Here is a 20,704-nt window from a genome sequence, read left to right as displayed (position 1 = left end):
ATTGTGACCGCCCAGCAGTGCATGGAATAAGAATCTATCAAAATCTATTAATCCACAATTGAATAAAGTGAGGCTATAAACGGATAAACGAGGAAATCAGAATTCGACCAATCTTCTTCCTCCCAAACTTTGTCCGAGGCAATTTGCTTCGGATTTTTTTTAATGCCGGGCACCTCTATTTGGATACTAGGAGTGTTAGGCACTCTTTCCAATCACAATTTTATTGCTTACCCTAACCTAAGCAATTCCATCAATTTATCTTCCTCTAGCTCCGTCAGCCATTGACTTGACTGAATTAATTCTGCAGATAATGCGGATTTCATCTCCAGCATTTGATCGACTTTCTCCTCAATCGTCCCAATTGTAATAAACTTATGCACTTGAACAAATTGCGTCTGGCCAATGCGATAAGCACGGTCCGTCGCCTGATTTTCCACGGCAGGATTCCACCAACGATCCGCATGCAAAACGTGATTAGCGGCCGTCAAATTTAAACCAGTTCCCCCCGCTTTTAATGACAGTAGGAAAATAGGAAAATCTCCAGCTTGAAAGGCTTCAACTAAAGCATCCCGCTGTTCTTTACGCATACTTCCCGTCAAAAACGGCACATCCCAATCAAACAGCTCGAAAAAACAATGTTGCAACAAGTGTCCCATGCCAATATATTGAGTGAAAATCAAGCACTGCTCGCCTCGCTCAACAATTTCCTGTGTCAATTCCACGATGCGCTTTAACTTCATAGAACGCTCTAGCATGATTCGTGCATCACTAAATGGTTCCTTCAAATAAAGAGCAGGGTGGTTGCACAATTGCTTCAACTTGCTCAACATCTGCAAAATGCGCCCCTTGCGTTCGAAAGGAGACATTTGCTCCAAGCCTGCCAATGAATCTTGAATGTAGCCTTCATAAAGGGCGGCTTGCTCTTCTGTTAGCGGGCAAAACTCTTTCGTCTCTTGCTTATCTGGTAAATTCAACTGCAATTCTGGATCATTTTTTGTTCTTCTTAACAAGAATGGACGAATTTTTGTACGCAACCTCGTTTTATGCTGGTCAGAATCTTCACGCTCGATTGGCACAATAAACTCGTCTTGGAACTTCTTGAAACTTCCTAAATATCCTCGATGGATAAAATCAAAAATCGCCCACAATTCAGATAAACGATTCTCAATAGGCGTTCCTGTCAACGCAATATGATGGTCGCCATGTAAACGGCGAATTGCTTTCGACTGCATTGTTTGCATATTTTTAATATTTTGTGCTTCATCCAACGTCACCACTGCCCAATGAATAGAATCTAAAAATTCCACATCTTGTGAAATTGTTCCGTATGTGGATAAAACCACTTGAGGCGATTCCTTTAGCAAGAAATGATGAAATTCTTCATCTTTCAAACGGCTAGAAGAATAATGAGTATGAACTTTTAACGTCGGAGCAAAGCGCGCCAATTCCTTCTGCCAGTTTCCTAAAACGGAAGTTGGGCAAACAATGAGCGTCGGTTTCATTTCCCGCAACACTTCATATAAATGCAGAACATAACTAATGAGCTGTACCGTTTTTCCAAGCCCCATATCATCAGCTAATATAGCACCAAATTGTTGATTTCGCATAAATACGAGCCATTCAAACCCTTGTTGTTGATATGGCCGCAACGTTGCATTCAAAGATTTAGGCAATTTCACAGAAGGCAATCCTTGTTTTTCTTGCAACTGATTCACATAGGCCAGCAATGAACGCTGCATTTCAAAAGCAAAGAGCGGATCGTCCTGTTCTGCATCTTCCTCTTCTTCCAACGATGGATTTAAAAGCTCCTCTGGTATCTCGCGGAAAACTAATTCCTTTACGGTCCAATTTTCTTTTTCAGCTTTGTCCATTAATTCTCGCACTTTCGCCATCCAATCGGCATCCATGCGGAACCATTCATTTCCGATTCGAATAAATTCCCGCTTTTCATCAACAATTTTGCGAAACTCTTCCGGGCTGATTTTTTCTCCTCCAATTGATAATTCCCATCGGAAAGATAAAATATCATCAAGCCCAGCCATCGATTTTTGCGAACCACTTTGCGCATTCACACGAACTCGCATTTTCGTTTTTCTTAATTCTTTCAACCAGCCTGGAAGAATCACTTCGAATCCTAAGGCTGTTAACTTTACAAATTTATCGCGGAGAAGGGTTCTCACCTCGGCATCGCTTAATGGCATATGCAAAAATGATTCATCGGATACATTATCCAACATCAACAATTCCAACATTTGCTTTTGCGTTTGCCTAATCTCTTCCGAATAGTTCTTCCACTTATCAGGAAGGGCCTCATTCATAGGCAGATGCCGCTTCCGTACAGCTGGCGTCCAATGTTTCGACGAACTGGATGAAAGAATTACGGTTTCCAATAACCATTCCTCAGAATCTTCTTCCGGCTCATTCAAGCGAAGTGCTACTTTCAAATGACCAACAGTTCGATCCTGTTGCAGCGGCCAGCCACCTTCTTTAAAGAACGGAATAAGTGATGGTACATCAGAAAGTTGCAAGCCACGCTTTGCCAATTTCTGATAGATCGCAGTCGTTAAAAACTCCTTCTGCAGATCACTTTCACCATTGGGTAAATGAACGACTAATTCATCCTCAAACATTTCTATATAATTCCATAGGGAAGGGGAGTTCCACAACATTTGCACTTGCTCGATACTTTCAAGCAATAAAGCATCTTCCTCTGTTACTCCTACAAAATGCACAAAAGGATGCTTGAACTGTGGGGAAAGGCATTCCAACAATTCAACAGCAGTAATTAAAAGCGCTTCTTCCTCTAATTCGGCATGCAAACCGTAAAAGTTTGGTTCGTAACGGAAAAAGAAAGCCGATGTTAATTTTTCTCCTGAAACAACAGAGCCGTTTTCGAAAGCCCTAACAGAGTACAATCCCTGCTTCAGTTGTTCGAATGATAATTGATACACGGTTGCGAAAGGAGTATGATTGGATACTTTCCTTAGTTGCAAATCTTTCATATAAATAAATTTCCTTTCTCCAATTCTTCCTGCAATGCGCGGAGTCTTTTATACTGGTTTCGAATGGAAGCAATATACTCTTCCCAAAAATTCATTTTGCCCGCTTTTTTCGCAGCAGTTTTCATCTTTTTCCAAATTCGAACGGCTTGTTTGTAATGAAGTCGCGACTTTTGCTTAATTTCCTCCATCGCATAAAAATGATATAAAGGAAGAACCACTGCTGGAGCTTCTTCCACGACTTCCTTTAACCCGTAAAATTCTAAATACTCAATTGAAGAAGGGTACAATTGTTGCAACGCCACCCATTCTTCATATCGTTTCTGTTTCAATAAATAATCCGAATACGGCTGAACCCCGTCTTTTCCAAAAGAAGAGTATAATAAAAGCTCCTCATCTTCTGTTAAATCCATTTTTTCATATAACGAATAAATGGATGAAACAACATAGGGACGAAAGGCAGGTTGAACTTTTTGAATATTTGCCTCTAAAAACGGAAGAATGCCTCTCAAGAGGATTTCCCCTGCTCGTTCATTTTGCTTGGAATAAGCAAACTTCACCAATCCTATATACAGTCCTAAATGGTCTGGACGAATATGACGCATATTTTCTTCTAATGCCGAATGATTTTTTAAAATAATATAGAATACAATCAAAAGTTCTGGTATTTTAGTATGCTTTTGCTCTTGAAGAAAAATTAATTCTTCTAACACCCGTCTCTTCTCATAAAACACTTCATCCCAAAACAGTAAGTACAGATTCATTCTTCTACTTACAAAACCTTCCCGTTCAAGCATTACTTCTCGAAGCATGCTTTGCATTTTATCAAAGAACGGATCTGTTGCGAAAAGACGGGATTTTCCAGAGATTTCGTGGACGATTTTTTGGATAGATTGAAATCGTTTATCAAAAAAGTGTTGGTAATGGTCGACATGAAATTCTGACTCTAAATCAGTGAAATGGCGAGATAATTGATAAACAACAGCAAGTTCCATAAATAAGCGGTAAACTGGTTGCCATTCCCGTTCAAAAGGAATCTGCTTATTTAATTTTTCCAAAGCGTTTTCTGCAATATTTAAATAGAGGAAGCTTGGAATTTCAACCGCCCCCTCCAAATAATGGCTAAGCACTTCATCGACCATTTTCAACCAATTATCAGGGGTGCGAACATTGGCAAGAGCCTGCAAATTGACCGATTTTTTCGAACGCCAATTGCTAATCCATTCTTGAACGGAATCAATATGTTGATATAACGACAATAGAACGCTTACCTTATGTCGGCACCAGCCATTATTCGGGCATGTACAAGTGATGGAGTTGCTGAGAAAATCAATCGTCACTTCTGTTGGGTGCACATCTTTTACAGTTGTAGTAAGGACGGAAAAAACAGAAACGTATCGATGGAAAACAACTGATTGATTTCGAACAGCAAAAAGAGCCCGCCTTATTATCTCTTCATCCTCTGTGACAGAAGGATGCAACTCTCTCTCAATAGTTCGTAATGTTTGGCGAATAAATTTTTCTTGCTCTTCTGCAATATGTGCAACTGATAATACCATTACATTCGCTCCTAAAAAAAGTCTTTCCCTTCATTTTAACACGGCATTTAGTGTTTGATAAGACTTGTCCTTTGAAACTTTCGCAATTGCGGTCGTCACATAAAATTAGCAGACTTAAATTGAATAAAATAGTTTTTTATAAAACGGTATAAATTATTATGAATTTTCAGAAAAATAGTATAAAATAATGATAAATTATCTGAAAATGAGATTAAAATAAATAGAAATGATATTAATTCCTTATAATCGCCATTTATTTACTGATTTTGTAAATTTTATACAAAAAATTGATGATTCCTTGGATGAAGAAGGGGAATTTGGGAAAAAATATGAATATCATCCAAATAAAAAGCGGGGAATATGTGGAAAGCAAAATTCGTATGATACATTAAGCAATATTTAATGGAAGCTTTATTTTCTTTTGAATAAGTGATTGGAATTATTTAGAAATTGCGATTTGTATCATTCGAGTTTAAACATAAGCTTTTTTGGAAAACCCTAATAAAGTTCCAAGTTGCGGATTACGAATAAAAAGTTTCGTTTCATCAACTTCGGGCTAATAAAAAGAGAGAGATTCAATATAGGAGGGATAGGTATGATCCATGTCCAATATATGAAACCTTTTTATACGAAAGCCTCGGGGGAAACATTGCGTCTCGTCTTTGCTTATCAATATTTTTCCATTATGAAAGACAACGAACTGTTTCACTTTGTACCCATCGAAGGAAAAGAAATCATTGTTAACATAAAAACGATGCAAATCGAAAATTTATCGGAAATTTTTGTTTTCCAGCGTGGAAATCGCTTTCTTCGATTGCCGCTATACCAGCTTCTATTGATATCCAACATCCATGAACATTTGGCGCCAATACTTGAAGAAGCAGCCAACAAATCAGAAACAATCAATATCGTCCCGCATGGAGAAAACGCAGAAGTGAATCACCTCATCCGCTCATTGGAGTCTGAAAATATTGATCGATTGATCGATGAAGCGTTATCCAATCGTGACGAACAAAGATTTTATGAATTAGTTGCGAAAAAGAAAAATATGGAGAACAGATGAGTAGGAAATTGCAAGAAGTTAACGGAGGAAGTAAAGTGAATAAGAGTCAATGATGAAGCACCTCGATTTGAAAAATTGAAGGTGCTTATATTTTTAATTAGATGATGAGGCATTTTTAGGCTTTGGTGAAATCAATCCTTACAATATGCTATGTATTAAGCCCCACTATAAGAATTATCTGCACAAGTAGGGGAAATATCCGCACAAGAAGCAATGTTATTCACACAAGAGAAGGAGTTATCTACACGAGTTGGGTAACTATCTGCACGAGTGGAAGTGGTAAATGCACGAGCAGGGGAATTATCCACACGAGCAGGGGCTATCTGCACAAGCGGAAGCAGTAAACGCACGAGTAGGGTTATTATATGCACAAGAGGAAGTGGTAAACGCACAAGCAGGGGAATTATCCACACGAGCAGGGGCTATCTGCACAAGCGGAAGTAGTAAACGCACGAGCAGGGTTATTATATGCACAAGCGAAAGAGTTATCTGCACATGTAAGATTGCCATCCACACAAGTGAAACATCCAAATGCACAAGAGGAAGTAGTAAACGCACGAGCAGGGGAATTATCCACACGAGCAGGGGCTATCTGCACAAGAGGAAGTAGTAAACGCACGAGTAGGGTTATTATATGCACAAGCGAAAGAGTTATCTGCACGTGTAAGATTGCCATCCACACAAGTGAAACATCCAAATGCACAAGAGGAAGTAGTAAACGCACAAGCAGGGGAATTATCCACACGAGCAGGGGCTATCTGCACAAGCGGAAGTAGTAAACGCACGAGCAGGGTTATTATATGCACAAGCGAAAGAGTTATCTGCACGTGTAAGATTGCCATCCACACAAGTGAAACATCCAAATGCACAAGAGAAAGTAGTAAACGAACAAGCAGGGGAATTATCCACACGAGCAGGGGCTATCTGCACAAGCGGAAGTAGTAAACGCACGAGCAGGGTTATTATATGCACAAGCGAAAGAGTTATCTGCACGTGTAAGATTGCCATCCACACAAGTGAAACATCCAAATGCACAAGAGAAAGTAGTAAACGCACGAGCAGGGGAATTATCCACACGAGCAGGGGCTATCTGCACAAGAGGAAGTAGTAAACGCACGAGTAGGGTTATTATATGCACAAGCGAAAGAGTTATCTGCACGTGTAAGATTGCCATCCACACAAGTGAAACATCCAAATGCACAAGAGGAAGTAGTAAACGAACAAGCAGGGGAATTATCCACACGAGCAGGGGCTATCTGCACAAGCGGAAGCAGTAAACGCACGAGCAGGGAAATTATCCACACGAGCAGGGGCTATCTGCACAAGCGGAAGTGGTAAACGCACGGGTAGGGTTATTATATGCACAAGCGAAAGAGTTATCTGCACGTGTAAGATTGCCATCCACACAAGTGAATCATCCAAATGCACAAAAAGAAGTGGTAAATGCACAAGCAGGGGAATTATCCGCACGAGTAGTAGCCATCCACCACACAAGCAGCAAAGTTATCAACACAATCAGACATCCCCCTGCACGAAACTGTACATAAATGCAAAAGATATCCACATAGCTAGAATCCCATCTACTTTGGAAGAAATCAGTTGACCACTATACTCCTCATCCATTAAAACGCGATAAATATTAAGAAATAAAGAAATAAAGTACACTCACTGCAATCCCTGAACCAATAATTCCAAACAAGCAATCTTCGAAAGTAAGTTTCATATCTTTCATGACAAATCCCTCCTTGGGAGCCAGTATGTCCCAAAAAAACGATTATTAAACCTAATTTCAACCAATCTATTCAATGAATAATAAAATTATTAATTCTCTCATAAAAATTCGTTGAAAAAAACCGATATGAATATCAATAGAACCTTCTCCATAAGAAAGGAGGAATACGATGCTGGGGCAATGGTCGGCTACGGGATTGATGATTTTAAATAATCTTCATCAAAACTGGATGAATGCCAATAAAGCGTTATTACGAATCTCTTCAGGTTATCGCATTAACAGCGCGGCAGATGATCCGGCGGGACTAGCCATTTCAGAAAAAATGCGTGCTCAAATTCGCGGCCTCAACATGGCGAGTAAAAATATACAGGATGGCATCTCCCTCGTTCAAACGGCAGAAGGCGCTCTCAATGAAACTCATGCCATCATACAGCGCATGCGTGAACTAGCAATCGAAGCTGCAAACGACACACTTACTGATGATGATCGAAAGCACTTAGATCTTGAATTCCAACAACTGAAAGAAGAAATTACTAGAATTGCGAAACAAACAGAATTCAACACGCGCCCTCTCTTAAACGGTGACTACGAATCAAATCCATTAAAAATTCAAATAGGTGCGAATACTGGACAATATATAGAGATCTATATTGGCAATGTAGATAGCACCAGCCTTGGTCTAGATAATCACGACATCACAACTAGAGACGGTGCAGACAAAGCGATTGGTGCATTAGATAAAGCTTTACAACAAGTATCCAGTGAACGCTCTCGGCTTGGCGCTTATCAAAATCGAATGGAACATGCTTATAATAATGTAATGAACACGGCAGAAAACTTAACTGCAGCAGAATCTCGAATACGAGATGCAGATATCGCGAAAGAAATGATGAACTATACTAAAGCAAGCATTCTTGCCATGGCAGCACAACAAGTTCTTGCGCTCCATCTACAACAAGCCCAATCCATTTTAATGCTACTAAACTCCGGAAAAAAATAACTCACAGGCGGGAAAGAAATGGACGTCTGTGAGTTTTTTTATGGAGTACCAGAGACATTGAAATTTTCATTTTCCCACCAAAAATTCCGCGAAAATAAAAGTTTACAGCAAACTATTCCCCTCTCAATTTCCATTTGCTAATTTAATAGGAAAAAAGGAGGGAAATATTTGCTGCTCAAACCATACAAAACAAGTGATTACAAAATCGCATTAGAGTCTCTTCACAAACGTTTAAATCCGGGTCACGAAAAAGCTTTCAAAATCGAAGAAGAATTATCGTTGCAAGAAGCTGGAGAAAACGGAGAAAAACATTTGCTAAACATCCTGACAGAAAATCAATTGCCTAAAAACACCTACATTCTTCATAACATCAGTATTAAATCCATCATCACGATTCAAATCGACATTATACTCATTTCACCAAGCTGGTGCCTTATTTTAGAAGTGAAAAATCTCAATGGAGAACTAACGTTTACAAACAATCCACCTCAACTAATTTGCGTGAAAGAAGATAAAAAGCTATCCTATCGCAGCCCAGAAGCCCAAATCGACCAATATATTTTGGCGTTAACAACATTTTTGGAACAACATCAAATCAAAGTCCCCATTTATGGTGCAATCGTATTACCGTATAACAATGCAATTATCGATAAACCGCCTTCCAAATACCCGTTATTTATGGGAAGAGGTATTATTCAATACATTTGGTCATTGCCAAAAAAAGAAGTCATTCCTTCAAAACAAGTAGGAGAATTATTAATTCAATATTCAAAAGAACGAATTTGGGACCATTTCCCCCTAACCCAGTATTACAGCATCAACCCACAAGAAATCCGAACTGGAGTAGAATGTCCGAATTGTGGCACTATTCCGATGAAACGACTCAAACGTACATGGCATTGTGAAAAATGTAATACGCGGAGCATGTACGCCCATGAAAAAGCCTTGAGGGATTATTATATGTTGATCAATAAAACGATATCTCCTAGTGAAGCGATGAACTACTTAAGATTAAGAAATCGCTTCGAAGCAACTAGAATATTAAAAGCTAACAGTAAATCCCGAACAGGCAACACAACAGCATGTAAATATGAATTAAGTATAAATGGATAAAATTTGTAAGAGTGTGCAGAGTAATGAATGCACGCTCTTTTTTTGAGAGAGGATTGTGTTTACACGAACTGGTATTCTAACTGCACAAGAAAGGGAGCTATTCACACAAGTTGGATGATATCTGCACAAGAGGAAATACTATCCACACAAGTTAAGGAGTTATGTACACGAGTGGAGGTGCTATCCGCACGAGTCGTGGAGTTATCTACACAAGTAGGTGAACTATCCGCACGAGCAGAGAAGTTATCTGCACAAGTGGGGAATCATCCACACAAGTGGGTGTATTATCCGCACGAGCCAACGTACTATCTACACAAGCAAGTAATCTATCCGCACGAGCCAACGTACTATCTACACAAGCAAGTAATCTATCCGCACGAGCCAACGTACTATCTACACAAGCAAGTAATCTATCCGCACGAGCTAAGGTACCATCCACACAAGTTGGAGTTGCAAATGCACGAGTGTGAACCGTATCCACACGAGCTGGGGTATTATCTACACAATAGGTGAATTATCCGCACGAGTGGAGGAGTTATCTACAAAAGTAGATGAACTATCTGCACGAGCAGAGAAGTTATCTGCACAAGTAGATGAACTATCCGCACGAGTGGAGGAGTTATCTACAAAAGTAGATGAACTATCCGCACGAGCTAAGGTACCATCCACACAAGTTGGAGTTGCAAATGCACGAGTGTGAACCGTATCCGCACGAGCTGGGGTATTATCTACACAATAGGTGAATTATCCGCACGAGTGGAGGAGTTATCTACAAAAGTAGATGAACTATCTGCACGAGCAGAGAAGTTATCTGCACAAGCGGGGAATCATCCACACAAGTGGGTGTATTATCCGCACAAGCCAACGTACTATCTACACAAGTAGGTGAACTATCCGCACGAGCAGAGAAGTTATCTGCACAAGCGGGAAATCATCCACACAAGCGGGGAATCATCCACACAAGCGAGGAATCATCCACACAAGCTAAGGTACCATCCACACAAGCAAGTAATCTATCCACACAAGCTAAGGTACCATCCACACAAGCAAGTAATCTATCCACACAAGCCAAGGTACCATCCACACAAGCTGAATTTGCAAATGCACGAGTTTAAACCGTACCCACACCAAAAAGAGTAGATAATGTGAAAATAATTCACAGTTTCCTTCGAAAGTTGTATACTAGGACTCGCAGGATAAAATTTATAGTTACAATCAATAAACCAATGAATAAATCATTTATATTAAGACATTCTAAACAAAACGAGTCTCGGAGCATCACTAGTTATTTAAAACGCGCTTAATAATCAAAATTCCCCAAAACAAAAGCGCATCCTTAAAAGAACAGCTCCCTCTCGTTCTTGAAACTCGAAAGGAAGTAACGATTCATATGAACAAAACAATGTGTGTAATCGGACTAGGATACATCGGATTACCAACTGCGGTTACTTTTGCAAATTACGGAGTAAAAGTGCATGGGGTTGACGTAAACCCTGCTGCTGTTCGAAGCATTCAAGAGAAAAAATTACATATCGAAGAACCAGGATTACAAGAACGTCTGAATAAAGCGGTAGATGAAGGGTACTTAACAGCTTCCACAACACCGCAAGAAGCAGATGTTTTCATTGTGGCGGTTCCTTCACCTATTAATGCAGATAAAACAGCAAACCTTGAATATGTACGTGAAGCAACAAAATCAATCGTTCCTTATTTAAGAAAAGGAAATCTTGTTATCTTGGAATCTACTGTTCCACCAAAAACTGTGGAACGTGTGATGATACCTGAACTCGTTAAATCTGGATTAGATATTGGAACAGAACTATACGTCGCTCACTCTCCAGAACGAGTAATTCCAGGACGCATCTTTGAAGAATTAATCAACAACGGCCGCATCATCGGAGGAATCAATAAAAAATCTGCAGAAATGACAAAAGAACTTTACGAACTATTCGTAAAAGGCCCAATCCATTTAACGGACGCCACAACTGCCGAACTGGTCAAAGTCATGGAAAATACATACCGTGATGTAAACATTGCATTCGCTAATGAATTAGCAAAACTAGCGGAAGAACTTGATGTAAACATTTGGGAAGCCATTCACTATGCGAACTTCCACCCACGTGTAAACATCCACTTCCCAGGACCAGGTGTTGGTGGACATTGCATTGCTGTTGACCCATGGTTTTTAGTTGAACTCGGCGGAGATAAAGCCCAAATGATTCATCTAGCTCGCAACATCAATGACGGCATGCCACTATTCACAGCACAGAAAACACAAAAAATCTTGAATGAAAACAAAATTGCGGGCGGCAAAGTAGCTGTTCTGGGTCTTGCATTCAAAGGAAACGTCGATGATATGCGCGAAAGCCCATCATTAGAAGTGATCCACGAACTTCAACAACTAGGCTTAGAAGTCGTTTCATTCGACCCGCATATTAAAGAAAATAACCATCCAACTCAGACACAAAACTTTGAAGAAGCAGTAAATGACGCAGACATTTTATTAGTATTAACAGACCATAAAGAATTTAAAGAATACAACCCATTAACGATCACGCCAAAACACAAAATCGTGCTTGATACGAAAAACTGCTTAGAACGCGAAAAATGGAAAGAAGCAGGATTCCAATTCCACTTGCTTGGCGATTCAAAAAATATATAAGTAGTTTAACTACAATAAAATTGTAAGCGACAGGGTGGTTAATGCTCTGTCGCTTCATCGATTCATTTCGTATAGAACCCCAACAAACAAGGAAGAATACAATTACCCAATTTCTAGATGGTAAAAACTTTGTCATGTTTTTATCATCTTTTTTTAATCTGGGCTTTCTGTACATTCGCAAAATTTTTGGTATGATGATAAACGGAAAAAATACAATCGAAATGGATGAACGAAGATGAAAGAAACCGTATTAGGGATACAAGTTAACACAGAAAACTACGATGAACTAATCGAACAAATATTTCAACGCATTGAACGGAAAGAAAAATCACTCATTGTCGCAATCAACCCTGAAAAAATCATGAAAGCAAAAGAAGATCCGGCATTAAAAAAATTACTAAATGAAGCAGAGTTCCAAATCCCAGATGGAATTGGGGTTATTTTAGCTTCCAAAATTCAAAAAGGTCAAATCTCTGAAAGAGTTACAGGTGTCGATTTAATGATGCGACTTTGCGAAGAAGCGGCAAAAAAACAAAAACCAATCTTCTTGTATGGGGGGAAACCAGGTGTAGCTGCAGCAGCTGCTGAAAAACTGAAAGCACTATATCCTGGTATTCAAATTGCCGGTATTCAACACGGATATGAAACTGACAATGAAAAAGTGATTGCCAAAATAAATGAAGCAAAACCTGATATTTTGTTTGTCGCAATGGGTAGCCCAAAACAGGAAAATTGGATTAATGCAAATCGCGACCAATTATACCCAACAATCTATCAAGGAGTAGGAGGCTCCTTTGACGTACTTGCAGGGAATGTGAAACGAGCACCAAAAGCTTTCCAAAAAGTTGGACTCGAATGGTTTTATCGTTTAATGATGGAACCGAAACGTATTAAAAGACAAATGGCATTGCCAAAATTTCTTCTTGAAGTTGTACGAAACACAAAACGAAATTAGCAAGATTTCCCTCGGTGCGCCAAAATCATGCAATTGAAAATTATTTTGTAATCTTTGTAATATTTTATTGTGTATTTACAGTGAAGGTGTTAAACTGTAAGAAGTAGTAAGATTTCCTCTACGATATAGAGCAATACATTTTCCCTGCAAGGAAAAAACGGTTGGTAGCCCAAAAAGAAGGCCTCAGCATAAAGATGCTGGGGTCTTCTTTTTATCTATGCGACATGGATGAGATCTTTGATTTAAGAAATTAATATATAGGAAAAATATACCAAATAAAAATAAACAATTACTGTGAAAAAATTAAAATTTAGTAGTCATAAATCTAATATCCAATCAATATATTGATTCGGGGTAAAAGGAATTAACACAATGTAATTAAAAGTAAACAAAATAGTTAACTAACATCCAAAATAATCTAATCATTGTAAAAAATTGGCAATTTCAGTAGTAGTATTGAAAAAATGTAGAAAAATTAAAACATATTTGCTTAATAAGGTTGTTTTTTACAAACGATTTATGTCATAATATAAGAGATTCTTAGTTATCCTTTTTACGAATGTAACAGTCATGTGAAACTAATGGAAATGTTACTAAAAAATGATTGACAAGCCATTCGTATACTACTAAACTTTTATGTGTAATAGTTTATTTTCTCATATTTTGTGAGGATAACTAAAAATATTAATTGAATTAGAGGAGGAAATCTTTCTATGGCTAACCAACCAAAGAAATACAAAAAGTTTGTAGCAACAGCTGCAACAGCTACACTTGTAGCATCTGCTATCGTACCGGTTGCTTCAGCTGCATCATTCACTGATGTTCCTGGCGACCACGAATTCAACCAATATATCAATGAATTAGTAGAAGCTGGTATCATCAAAGGTTATCCAGATGGTACATTCGGTCTTTACAAACAATTAAAACGTAGCGACGTAGTTAAAATGTTAGGTCGTTACTTAGAAGCTAACGGTGTTGAAGTTCCAGCTGACTGGGCAACAGTTCAACGCTTCAGCGATGTTCCTGTAACAGCTCAAGACCAAGAATTAGTTAAATACGCTGCTCTTGTAAAAGACGCTGGTGTATTCACTGGTTCAAACGGTAAACTTAACTATACACAAAACATCCAACGCCAACAAATGGCTAAAGTTTTAAACAACGCTTACGAAAAAATCAACGGCAAATCTTTAATCGATCTTGCTGCTGAAATCGAAGACGTAAAAGTTGCTGACTTAGATAAAGCATTCGACGAATTCCGTCCATACATCCAAGCTTTAGCTGATCTTAGAATCACTACAGTTGAAAACTTCCGTCCAGCTGATGCTGTAACTCGCGGTCAATTCGCTAAATTCTTAAGCATCTCTATCAAAGGCGGAGACGTAACAACTCCAACACCTGCTGAAGTTGAAATCGAATCTTTAACAGCTACTGGTGTTAGCCAATTAACAGTTAAATTCAACAAAGCTGTTGACACAGAAGCTGCTAAATTTGCTGTAGCTCGTGGAACAACTGCAATTACAGTTAAAGACGTTGACTGGAACGATGCTAAAACTGAAGCTGTTATCACTGTAGACCACAAATTCGCTGATGCAACATACACTTTAACAGTTAGCGGTCTTGGTGAAAAAGAATTAACTAAATCTGTAACAACTACTAAAGAAGAAGTTACAAAAATTGAATTCTTATCTAACAAATTAGTTCTTACAGGTCGTGAAGCAAAAGACGGAGATCGTGTATATAAACAAGCTGTTATTGCATTTGCTGCATATAACCAATACGGAGAAGACATTACGAAAAACGTAATTGAATCTCGTTATGAAGATCCTAAAGTAAGAGGAATTCGTACTGCTAGCAAAGGTAGCGGCTTAGATACTGAAGTTAAAAATGGTAGAGTTGTAACTTGGGTTGAAGAGCGCGAAAAAGAAGGCGAAGAAGGTAGCGTTGAATTCACTTACGAAAACGGTGACTACGAGTTACACGCTTATCAAGATGTTGTTCTTTCTGATATCGCAGAGCCAGGTTCAGTTGAATTATTAGACATTTATAATGCAAGCGGCAAAGCACTTACTACGAAAAATCTAGAAGATGTTGCAAAAGGTAATGAAGATTTCTACTTATTATTCAAAGTAAAAGATCAATATGGTGTGGAAATCGATCCTGAATTTGCAAAATCTACTAAATCTCAAGCTTCAACAAATGATACTACAATCCTAGATGAAGTTAAAAGAGGTCTTCGAGTAAGAGTATCTGACAGAGACATCTTCGAATTAGAAGACGAAGAAAATATTGAAGTATTAAACGTAGATGGTAAATACTACTTCGCATTAAAAGTAGCACACCGCGATGCAAAACGTATTGAAGCTGGTGAAAACACTGTTGAAGTTAGAGCAAGAGCAACAGGAGAAGTTACAACAAAAGTTTACAAAGTAGAAGCAAGCTCAGAAGTACACAAAATTGAACTATTAGCTCCATCTGAAGTAGTTGCTGGAGATGAAATCGTAAAACTTCCTGTAATTGCAACTGACATCAATGGTGAAGTTATTAAAAATGCAGCAGAATTAAACAAAAAAATCGGTGACCGTGATAACGGAATTACATTCAAAGCATCTTCTTCACGTATTGTTGGTGGAGATTCTGGTTTCCAATTTGTTGAGGAAAACGGTCAATTATATCTAGAGTTTAAAACTGTATCTAATAAATATAACACTTCTAAACCAAGAGTAGAAGAAGTAGATATTGAAGTAACAGTAGAAAAATACGATCAAGATTCAGAAATCACATTAAAAATCCAACCAGATGCATATGCTGCAAAAATTATTGGTGTAAAAGATAAAGCTGACACATACTTCCACCAAGATGGAAAAGCTGAAATTAAATTAAAAGACTTAATCATTGAAGACCAATATGGACGTATCTTCGATGATAATGCTAAACTTGCAAATGATCCTAACTTCAAAATTGAACTTCTAAATACTGAAAATGGTATTATTCAAGCAAGTGGTACAATTACAAATACATCTGACAAATTAACATTTGAAGTTAAAGCTGCTGACCGTGGTAAGAAAGGTAGCGGTACTTTCGAATTACAATTAACTGCTAAAGATTTAACTGAAAGCAATAAAAATGTGACAGATAGAGTTTCTATTACATTCCGTGCAGTAGAAGATGATGACTTCACTTCATACAAAGTTAAGAGCGATGGCTATGTATATGGCAAAACATCTACTGATAATGCAGGAATTGAAGTTTACGGTGTGTTATCAAACGGAGTTGAAGTAGAAATTACAGATATCCCTGGAGCTTTCCAAGTATTACCTGGTGACTACTTAAAACCAGATTCTTCCTTATCAACTTCAGATGTAGTTGATGTAGTAGCTGATGCAACTTCTCAAGCATTAATAGATGCATTTAGTGCTGCTGGATATCAAAGTATTGAAACAGGAGTACGTGTTGTAATCAATGCTACAGGTGAAGAGATTCTTCATAAATTAGTAGTTTCTGAAGCACCTGGTAAAGCTGCTAGCATCAAATTAAAAGACAGCAACTCTATCAGTGAAAAAGATTTAGAAATCTTAGAAATTAAATTAACTAACTCAAATGCTATCACTGGTCAAGAAATTTTTGATGAACTAGATAAACATATCTTTGAAATTAAAGACCAGTATGGTACAAAAGTAACTGTAGATGATATTACAAATGGTAAAGTTAAATTTACTCATGATTCTAGCGATGCAACTTACACTGGAAGTGGCGTAACTTTAACAATTTCTGATGTATTTACTCAAAATGATAATGTTAAAGTTCAAAATAACGGTCGCCATGATGTAGTAATTGGTGGAACTCCAGCTCTAAAAGTAGGTGACTACTTCACTGTAACTATTAAAGTAGATGGTGTAAGCAAATCTCTACGTGTTAAACTTGTTGACTAATAAACTACAAAAAACCGATCTAGAATACTAGATCGGTTTTTTTGTGTGCGCCCGGCATGTACATGAACTATAGGGTGTAAGTCCCGAACCCCGAAGACAGAAGTAGAGGTTAGCCAAGAGCAAGGGTGTCCGTGGTGACGCGGAATCTGAAGGAAGCTGGAGGCAAAACACCGGTCCGAGGAACACGAACCTCATATAAGGCTAGGTATGATTGAGTGAGTTTGCAAAACAAAACAAAGCTCTTTCTGTCGAAGGTCATATCGAGTAAATGAGGCGGATAGATGGTGTGAAAGTGCATGTACTTACCCGGGGAGGTCTGGCGGATATGTGAAGTACTCTTCATAACCTACTTAGTGATAAGTAGCTGAACCGTCAGAAGTCAGCAGAGGTCATAGTATTAGTTGGTTTAGAACTACTAAGAAGGACCGAACAATTAAGAGAGAATAGCCCTTGGCATTCAGTGAGTCATGATGAACACAGAAAACGTAGTACCTCACTTGAGGAAGGAAGCGGTGAATCCCGTGGGGGACCTCTTGGAGGGTGGAGTGACCACTGGCATAAAGAGAACAGCTATTCACGGAAGGAGAATAACGATGCTTTTGAATCAAATCCTGTCACGGGAGAACATGCTTCAAGCACTAAAACGTGTAGAACAGAATAAAGGAAGCCACGGAGTAGATATGATGCCCGTACAAAACCTACGACAGCACATAGTCGAAAACTGGCTATCTATTAAGGAGGCAATTCTCAAGGGAACTTATGAACCAATGCCAGTCCGCAGAGTCGAAATCCCGAAACCTGACGGCGGTGTTCGTTTACTAGGAATCCCTACCGTAACAGACCGTTTGATTCAACAAGCAATCGCCCAAGTACTTTCAAAAGTGTATGACCCTACATTCTCTGAAAACAGCTACGGATTTAGACCAAACCGAAGTGCCCATGATGCGGTGAGGAAAGCGAAAGAATATATAAGAGATGGACATCGATGGGTTGTAGATATGGACTTGGAGAAATTCTTTGATAAGGTCAACCATGACAGATTAATGGGTACACTCGCGAAGAGAATCCAAGATAAACCATTACTGAAATTGATTCGTAAGTATTTACAATCGGGAGTCATGATTAATGGTGTGGTGTCAAGCACATTAGAAGGAACTCCACAAGGAGGACCATTAAGTCCGCTACTATCTAACATTGTACTAGATGAACTAGATAAAGAATTGGAAAGAAGAGGACACAAATTCGTTCGATATGCGGATGACTGTAACATTTACGTGAAAAGTAAACGAGCAGGACTTCGCACAATGGCAAGCATTCAACGATTCATTGAAGGAAAACTACGACTGAAAGTAAATGAAAAGAAATCAGCGGTCGACCGTCCATGGAAACGTAAGTTTCTAGGATTTAGCTATACCTATCATAAAGAGCCAAAGGTTCGTATCGCAAAAGAAAGCCTTAAACGAATGAAGAATAAAGTTCGTGAAATCACATCACGCAAGATGCCCTACCCGATGGAATACCGCATTCAGAAACTGAATCAATATCTAATGGGATGGTGTGGATATTTTGCGTTAGCAGACACCAAATCTATATTCCTTGAATTAGATAAATGGATTCGTAGAAGACTTCGAATGTGTCTATGGAAGAACTGGAAGAAACCGAAAACAAAGATACGCAACCTTATTCAACTTGGCGTACCACAATGGCAAGCGTATGAATGGGGAAATACTCGGAAGAGTTATTGGCGTATTTCAAATAGTCCAATATTACACAGAACCCTTGGTAACTCCTATTGGAGAAACCAAGGGCTGAAAAGTCTTGAAGCTCGTTATGAAAACTTGCGTCAATTATCTTAATTGAACCGCCGTATACGGAACCGTACGTACGGTGGTGTGAGAGGACGGGAGTTAATCGCTCCCTCCTACTCGATCTATAATTTTTGATGTGGGTGGAATAGGTTCTTCTATTTTAAAAATGGACTTTGACAGTAAGCCCGAAATATGTGAGATAAATAAAAAAATGCGCACCCTTCTGGTACGCACGACGAATAGCCCTTCAATCCCAAGTTTTTTCGGATTGAGGGCTATTTTGCCATTGCACATGATTGACAAATTGTTTTCGACCATGGCAAATAGCGATCTAATATTTCTGGCTGTTGATGGATTGGTAAACTTGGGAGTTCCGACAATACTTTCACTAAGTATCGATAAAAATCAATTCCATTAGCTTTTGCCGTTTCAGCCAAGCTTAAACAGATGGCATTTGCATCGGCTCCCGATTCACTCACGGAAAACAGCCAGTTTTTTCGTCCAATGACATTCGGCCGAATCGCATTTTCAGCTGGGTTGTTGTCCATTGCAATGCGTCCATCATACAGAAAAGCTTTTAAGCCTTCGGCGTGCTTCAATGTATACTCCGCAGCTTTTGCAAGGGCATTCTTCCCATAGAAAGGAGATTCATCAATCCATTTGAAAAATGCCTCGACGATTGGTTTGGACTCCTTTTGTCTTGCTTTTCTACGTTCACTCGGTCGAAGTTTTTTAAATTTACGTTCTAACCGATAAAGTTGATTGCAATAATCCACACCAATCCGTCCATTTTTACTATCAGCTTTTAACCAGTATCGACGAACATGAGCCCAGCAGTTGGCAAAATGAATATTCGATACATCATGATATGCAGAATATCCATCGCAGATCATCGTTCCTTTAAAGCCTTTTATAAAGTCAGTCAAAATTTCCCGACTTCGAGATAAAGCACTATGGAACAGAACAATTGCTGGACCTTGAGATCCTACGCTACGGAATACCCAGTTGTAAGCCTTAGACTGGGCTGGCTTCCCATCAGAGCGGTTCAAAACTTGGGCATAGGTTTCATCGACATGAAGGATAGATTTTTTCAAGAGCGTTTCTTTCATCCGATTATATAATGGAAGAAGCCAATCTTCTGCAGTGCGAATCACCCAGTTGGATAGGTTCTTATCATTGGTTAGTAAACCATAACGATGCCATTCCTTTACCTGCCTATATAAGGGTAAATAAAGAATAAATTTATCATAGATGAGTTTTGCTAAGACCGTTGGTCCTGCGATACTTCGCAGAATGGCAGGTTGCGGTGCTTTTCCACGTTTGATTTGTGAGTCTTTATTCGAATCTTTTTTACAAGACCTACACTCATAAGCGTGTTCAATATGCTGAACACGCTTCATAGTAGCTGGTATGAATTTTGCTTCTTCTCGTACAATCGTACTGCCAATCTCTGTCATAGGTGATTGACAACACTCGCATTGTAAGTTTTCTGGATGATGATGAATTTCTTCAATTTCTAAACCATCCATAAAAGAATCATTTCGTTTTTTCTTGTTATGTCGTTTACGAACAACTGTGTATGTCACAGTGTCCGTGCTTTTTTCTCCTGTGTGCTCAGGTTCATTAAAAAAAGAGTCGTCATCAAGCAAAGAATACTGTCCGTCTGGAGCTTGATACTTTGATTTTTCAGATTTTGAGCCATAAAGCCGTTTAGTTAAATAACGAACTTGTTGTGACAATAATTCAATTTGTTTCAACAGTTCATCATTTTTTTGATTGGCATGAGCTAGTTGCTCTTCTAATGACTGAATTAACTTTTCGTATGAATCATTGTTCACAACATCCACCACTTTTCCGTACTGATTCTATATAGAGTTGATTATA

General features: G+C 38.7%; 14 protein-coding genes. 11 read left to right on the top strand and 3 right to left on the bottom strand.

The genetic code is table 11. From position 1 onward, the window contains the following. Positions 1-227: 227 nt before the first annotated feature. Both NST00_RS00210 and NST00_RS00205 read right to left on the bottom strand, forming a co-directional pair. A complete protein-coding gene (locus tag NST00_RS00210; protein ID WP_340709473.1) occupies positions 228-3,002 on the bottom strand; it encodes a DEAD/DEAH box helicase in 2,775 nt (924 codons plus the stop codon). After that, the gene (locus tag NST00_RS00205) at positions 2,999-4,558 is read right to left on the bottom strand and encodes an SWIM zinc finger family protein (protein ID WP_340709472.1); all 1,560 of its coding nucleotides are present in this window, start codon (positions 4,556-4,558) and stop codon (positions 2,999-3,001) included. Before NST00_RS00205 ends, NST00_RS00210 begins: the two co-directional genes overlap by 4 nt. Positions 4,559-5,153: 595 nt before the next feature. Between NST00_RS00205 and NST00_RS00200 the strand changes: the two genes are divergently transcribed. The 11 genes from NST00_RS00200 to ltrA all read left to right on the top strand — a co-directional run bounded on the left by NST00_RS00200 (position 5,154) and on the right by ltrA (position 18,868). Beyond that, entirely contained in the window at positions 5,154-5,621 is a 468-nt protein-coding gene (locus tag NST00_RS00200) for an IDEAL domain-containing protein (protein ID WP_016839320.1), read from the top strand. Positions 5,622-6,952: 1,331 nt separating this feature from the next. Beyond that, a complete protein-coding gene (locus tag NST00_RS00195; RefSeq protein ID WP_340709471.1) occupies positions 6,953-7,168 on the top strand; it encodes a hypothetical protein in 216 nt (71 codons plus the stop codon). A 354-nt stretch (positions 7,169-7,522) separates the two neighbouring features. Then, a complete protein-coding gene (locus NST00_RS00190) occupies positions 7,523-8,353 on the top strand; it encodes a flagellin N-terminal helical domain-containing protein (RefSeq protein WP_340709470.1) in 831 nt (276 codons plus the stop codon). Positions 8,354-8,521: 168 nt separating this feature from the next. Continuing rightward, positions 8,522-9,466: a nuclease-related domain-containing protein gene (locus NST00_RS00185; RefSeq protein WP_340709469.1), complete on the top strand. Its 945-nt coding sequence runs from the start codon at positions 8,522-8,524 to the stop codon at positions 9,464-9,466. Positions 9,467-9,741: 275 nt separating this feature from the next. Then, positions 9,742-9,936, top strand: a complete 195-nt coding sequence (locus NST00_RS00180; protein ID WP_340709467.1) for a hypothetical protein — start codon at positions 9,742-9,744, stop codon at positions 9,934-9,936. Beyond that, positions 9,933-10,166 (top strand): PspA/IM30 family protein, encoded by a 234-nt coding sequence (locus NST00_RS00175; protein ID WP_340709466.1) that lies wholly within the window; start codon positions 9,933-9,935, stop codon positions 10,164-10,166. The genes NST00_RS00180 and NST00_RS00175 overlap by 4 nt, the downstream gene beginning before the upstream one ends. A gap of 139 nt (positions 10,167-10,305) precedes the next feature. After that, positions 10,306-10,581 (top strand): hypothetical protein, encoded by a 276-nt coding sequence (locus tag NST00_RS00170; protein ID WP_340709465.1) that lies wholly within the window; start codon positions 10,306-10,308, stop codon positions 10,579-10,581. 275 nt (positions 10,582-10,856) lie between these two features. Continuing rightward, positions 10,857-12,128, top strand: coding sequence for a nucleotide sugar dehydrogenase (locus tag NST00_RS00165; RefSeq protein WP_340709464.1), 1,272 nt, complete (start codon positions 10,857-10,859; stop codon positions 12,126-12,128). 235 nt (positions 12,129-12,363) lie between these two features. After that, entirely contained in the window at positions 12,364-13,083 is a 720-nt protein-coding gene (locus tag NST00_RS00160) for a WecB/TagA/CpsF family glycosyltransferase (RefSeq protein WP_339289176.1), read from the top strand. Positions 13,084-13,796: 713 nt separating this feature from the next. Next, positions 13,797-17,012, top strand: coding sequence for an S-layer homology domain-containing protein (locus tag NST00_RS00155; RefSeq protein WP_340709463.1), 3,216 nt, complete (start codon positions 13,797-13,799; stop codon positions 17,010-17,012). Positions 17,013-17,605: 593 nt separating this feature from the next. Then, entirely contained in the window at positions 17,606-18,868 is a 1,263-nt protein-coding gene (gene ltrA, locus NST00_RS00150) for a group II intron reverse transcriptase/maturase (protein ID WP_339289584.1), read from the top strand. A gap of 227 nt (positions 18,869-19,095) precedes the next feature. Here ltrA and tnpC read toward each other — a convergent pair whose 3' ends face one another. Next, on the bottom strand, positions 19,096-20,670 hold the full coding sequence (gene tnpC, locus NST00_RS00145; RefSeq protein ID WP_445329553.1) for an IS66 family transposase: 1,575 nt from the start codon (positions 20,668-20,670) through the stop codon (positions 19,096-19,098). Positions 20,671-20,704 lie beyond the last annotated feature (34 nt).

The organism is Ureibacillus sp. FSL K6-0165, from assembly GCF_038004285.1.
In the GTDB taxonomy this organism is placed as follows: Bacteria; Bacillota; Bacilli; order Bacillales_A; family Planococcaceae; genus Ureibacillus; species Ureibacillus thermosphaericus.
The sequence above is the reverse complement of the archived record's forward strand: the minus strand, read 5'-3'. Positions and strand labels throughout refer to the sequence as shown.

What these genes read in the sequence shown, in the direction of transcription:
- NST00_RS00210 (WP_340709473.1), bottom strand. Translation starts at nt 3,002, where the DNA reads ATGAAAGATTTGCAACTAAGGAAAGTATCCAATCATACTCCTTTCGCA.
- NST00_RS00205 (WP_340709472.1), bottom strand. Translation starts at nt 4,558, where the DNA reads ATGGTATTATCAGTTGCACATATTGCAGAAGAGCAAGAAAAATTTATT.
- NST00_RS00200 (WP_016839320.1), top strand. Translation starts at nt 5,154, where the DNA reads ATGATCCATGTCCAATATATGAAACCTTTTTATACGAAAGCCTCGGGG.
- NST00_RS00190 (WP_340709470.1), top strand. Translation starts at nt 7,523, where the DNA reads ATGCTGGGGCAATGGTCGGCTACGGGATTGATGATTTTAAATAATCTT.
- NST00_RS00165 (WP_340709464.1), top strand. Translation starts at nt 10,857, where the DNA reads ATGAACAAAACAATGTGTGTAATCGGACTAGGATACATCGGATTACCA.
- NST00_RS00160 (WP_339289176.1), top strand. Translation starts at nt 12,364, where the DNA reads ATGAAAGAAACCGTATTAGGGATACAAGTTAACACAGAAAACTACGAT.
- NST00_RS00155 (WP_340709463.1), top strand. Translation starts at nt 13,797, where the DNA reads ATGGCTAACCAACCAAAGAAATACAAAAAGTTTGTAGCAACAGCTGCA.
- ltrA (WP_339289584.1), top strand. Translation starts at nt 17,606, where the DNA reads ATGCTTTTGAATCAAATCCTGTCACGGGAGAACATGCTTCAAGCACTA.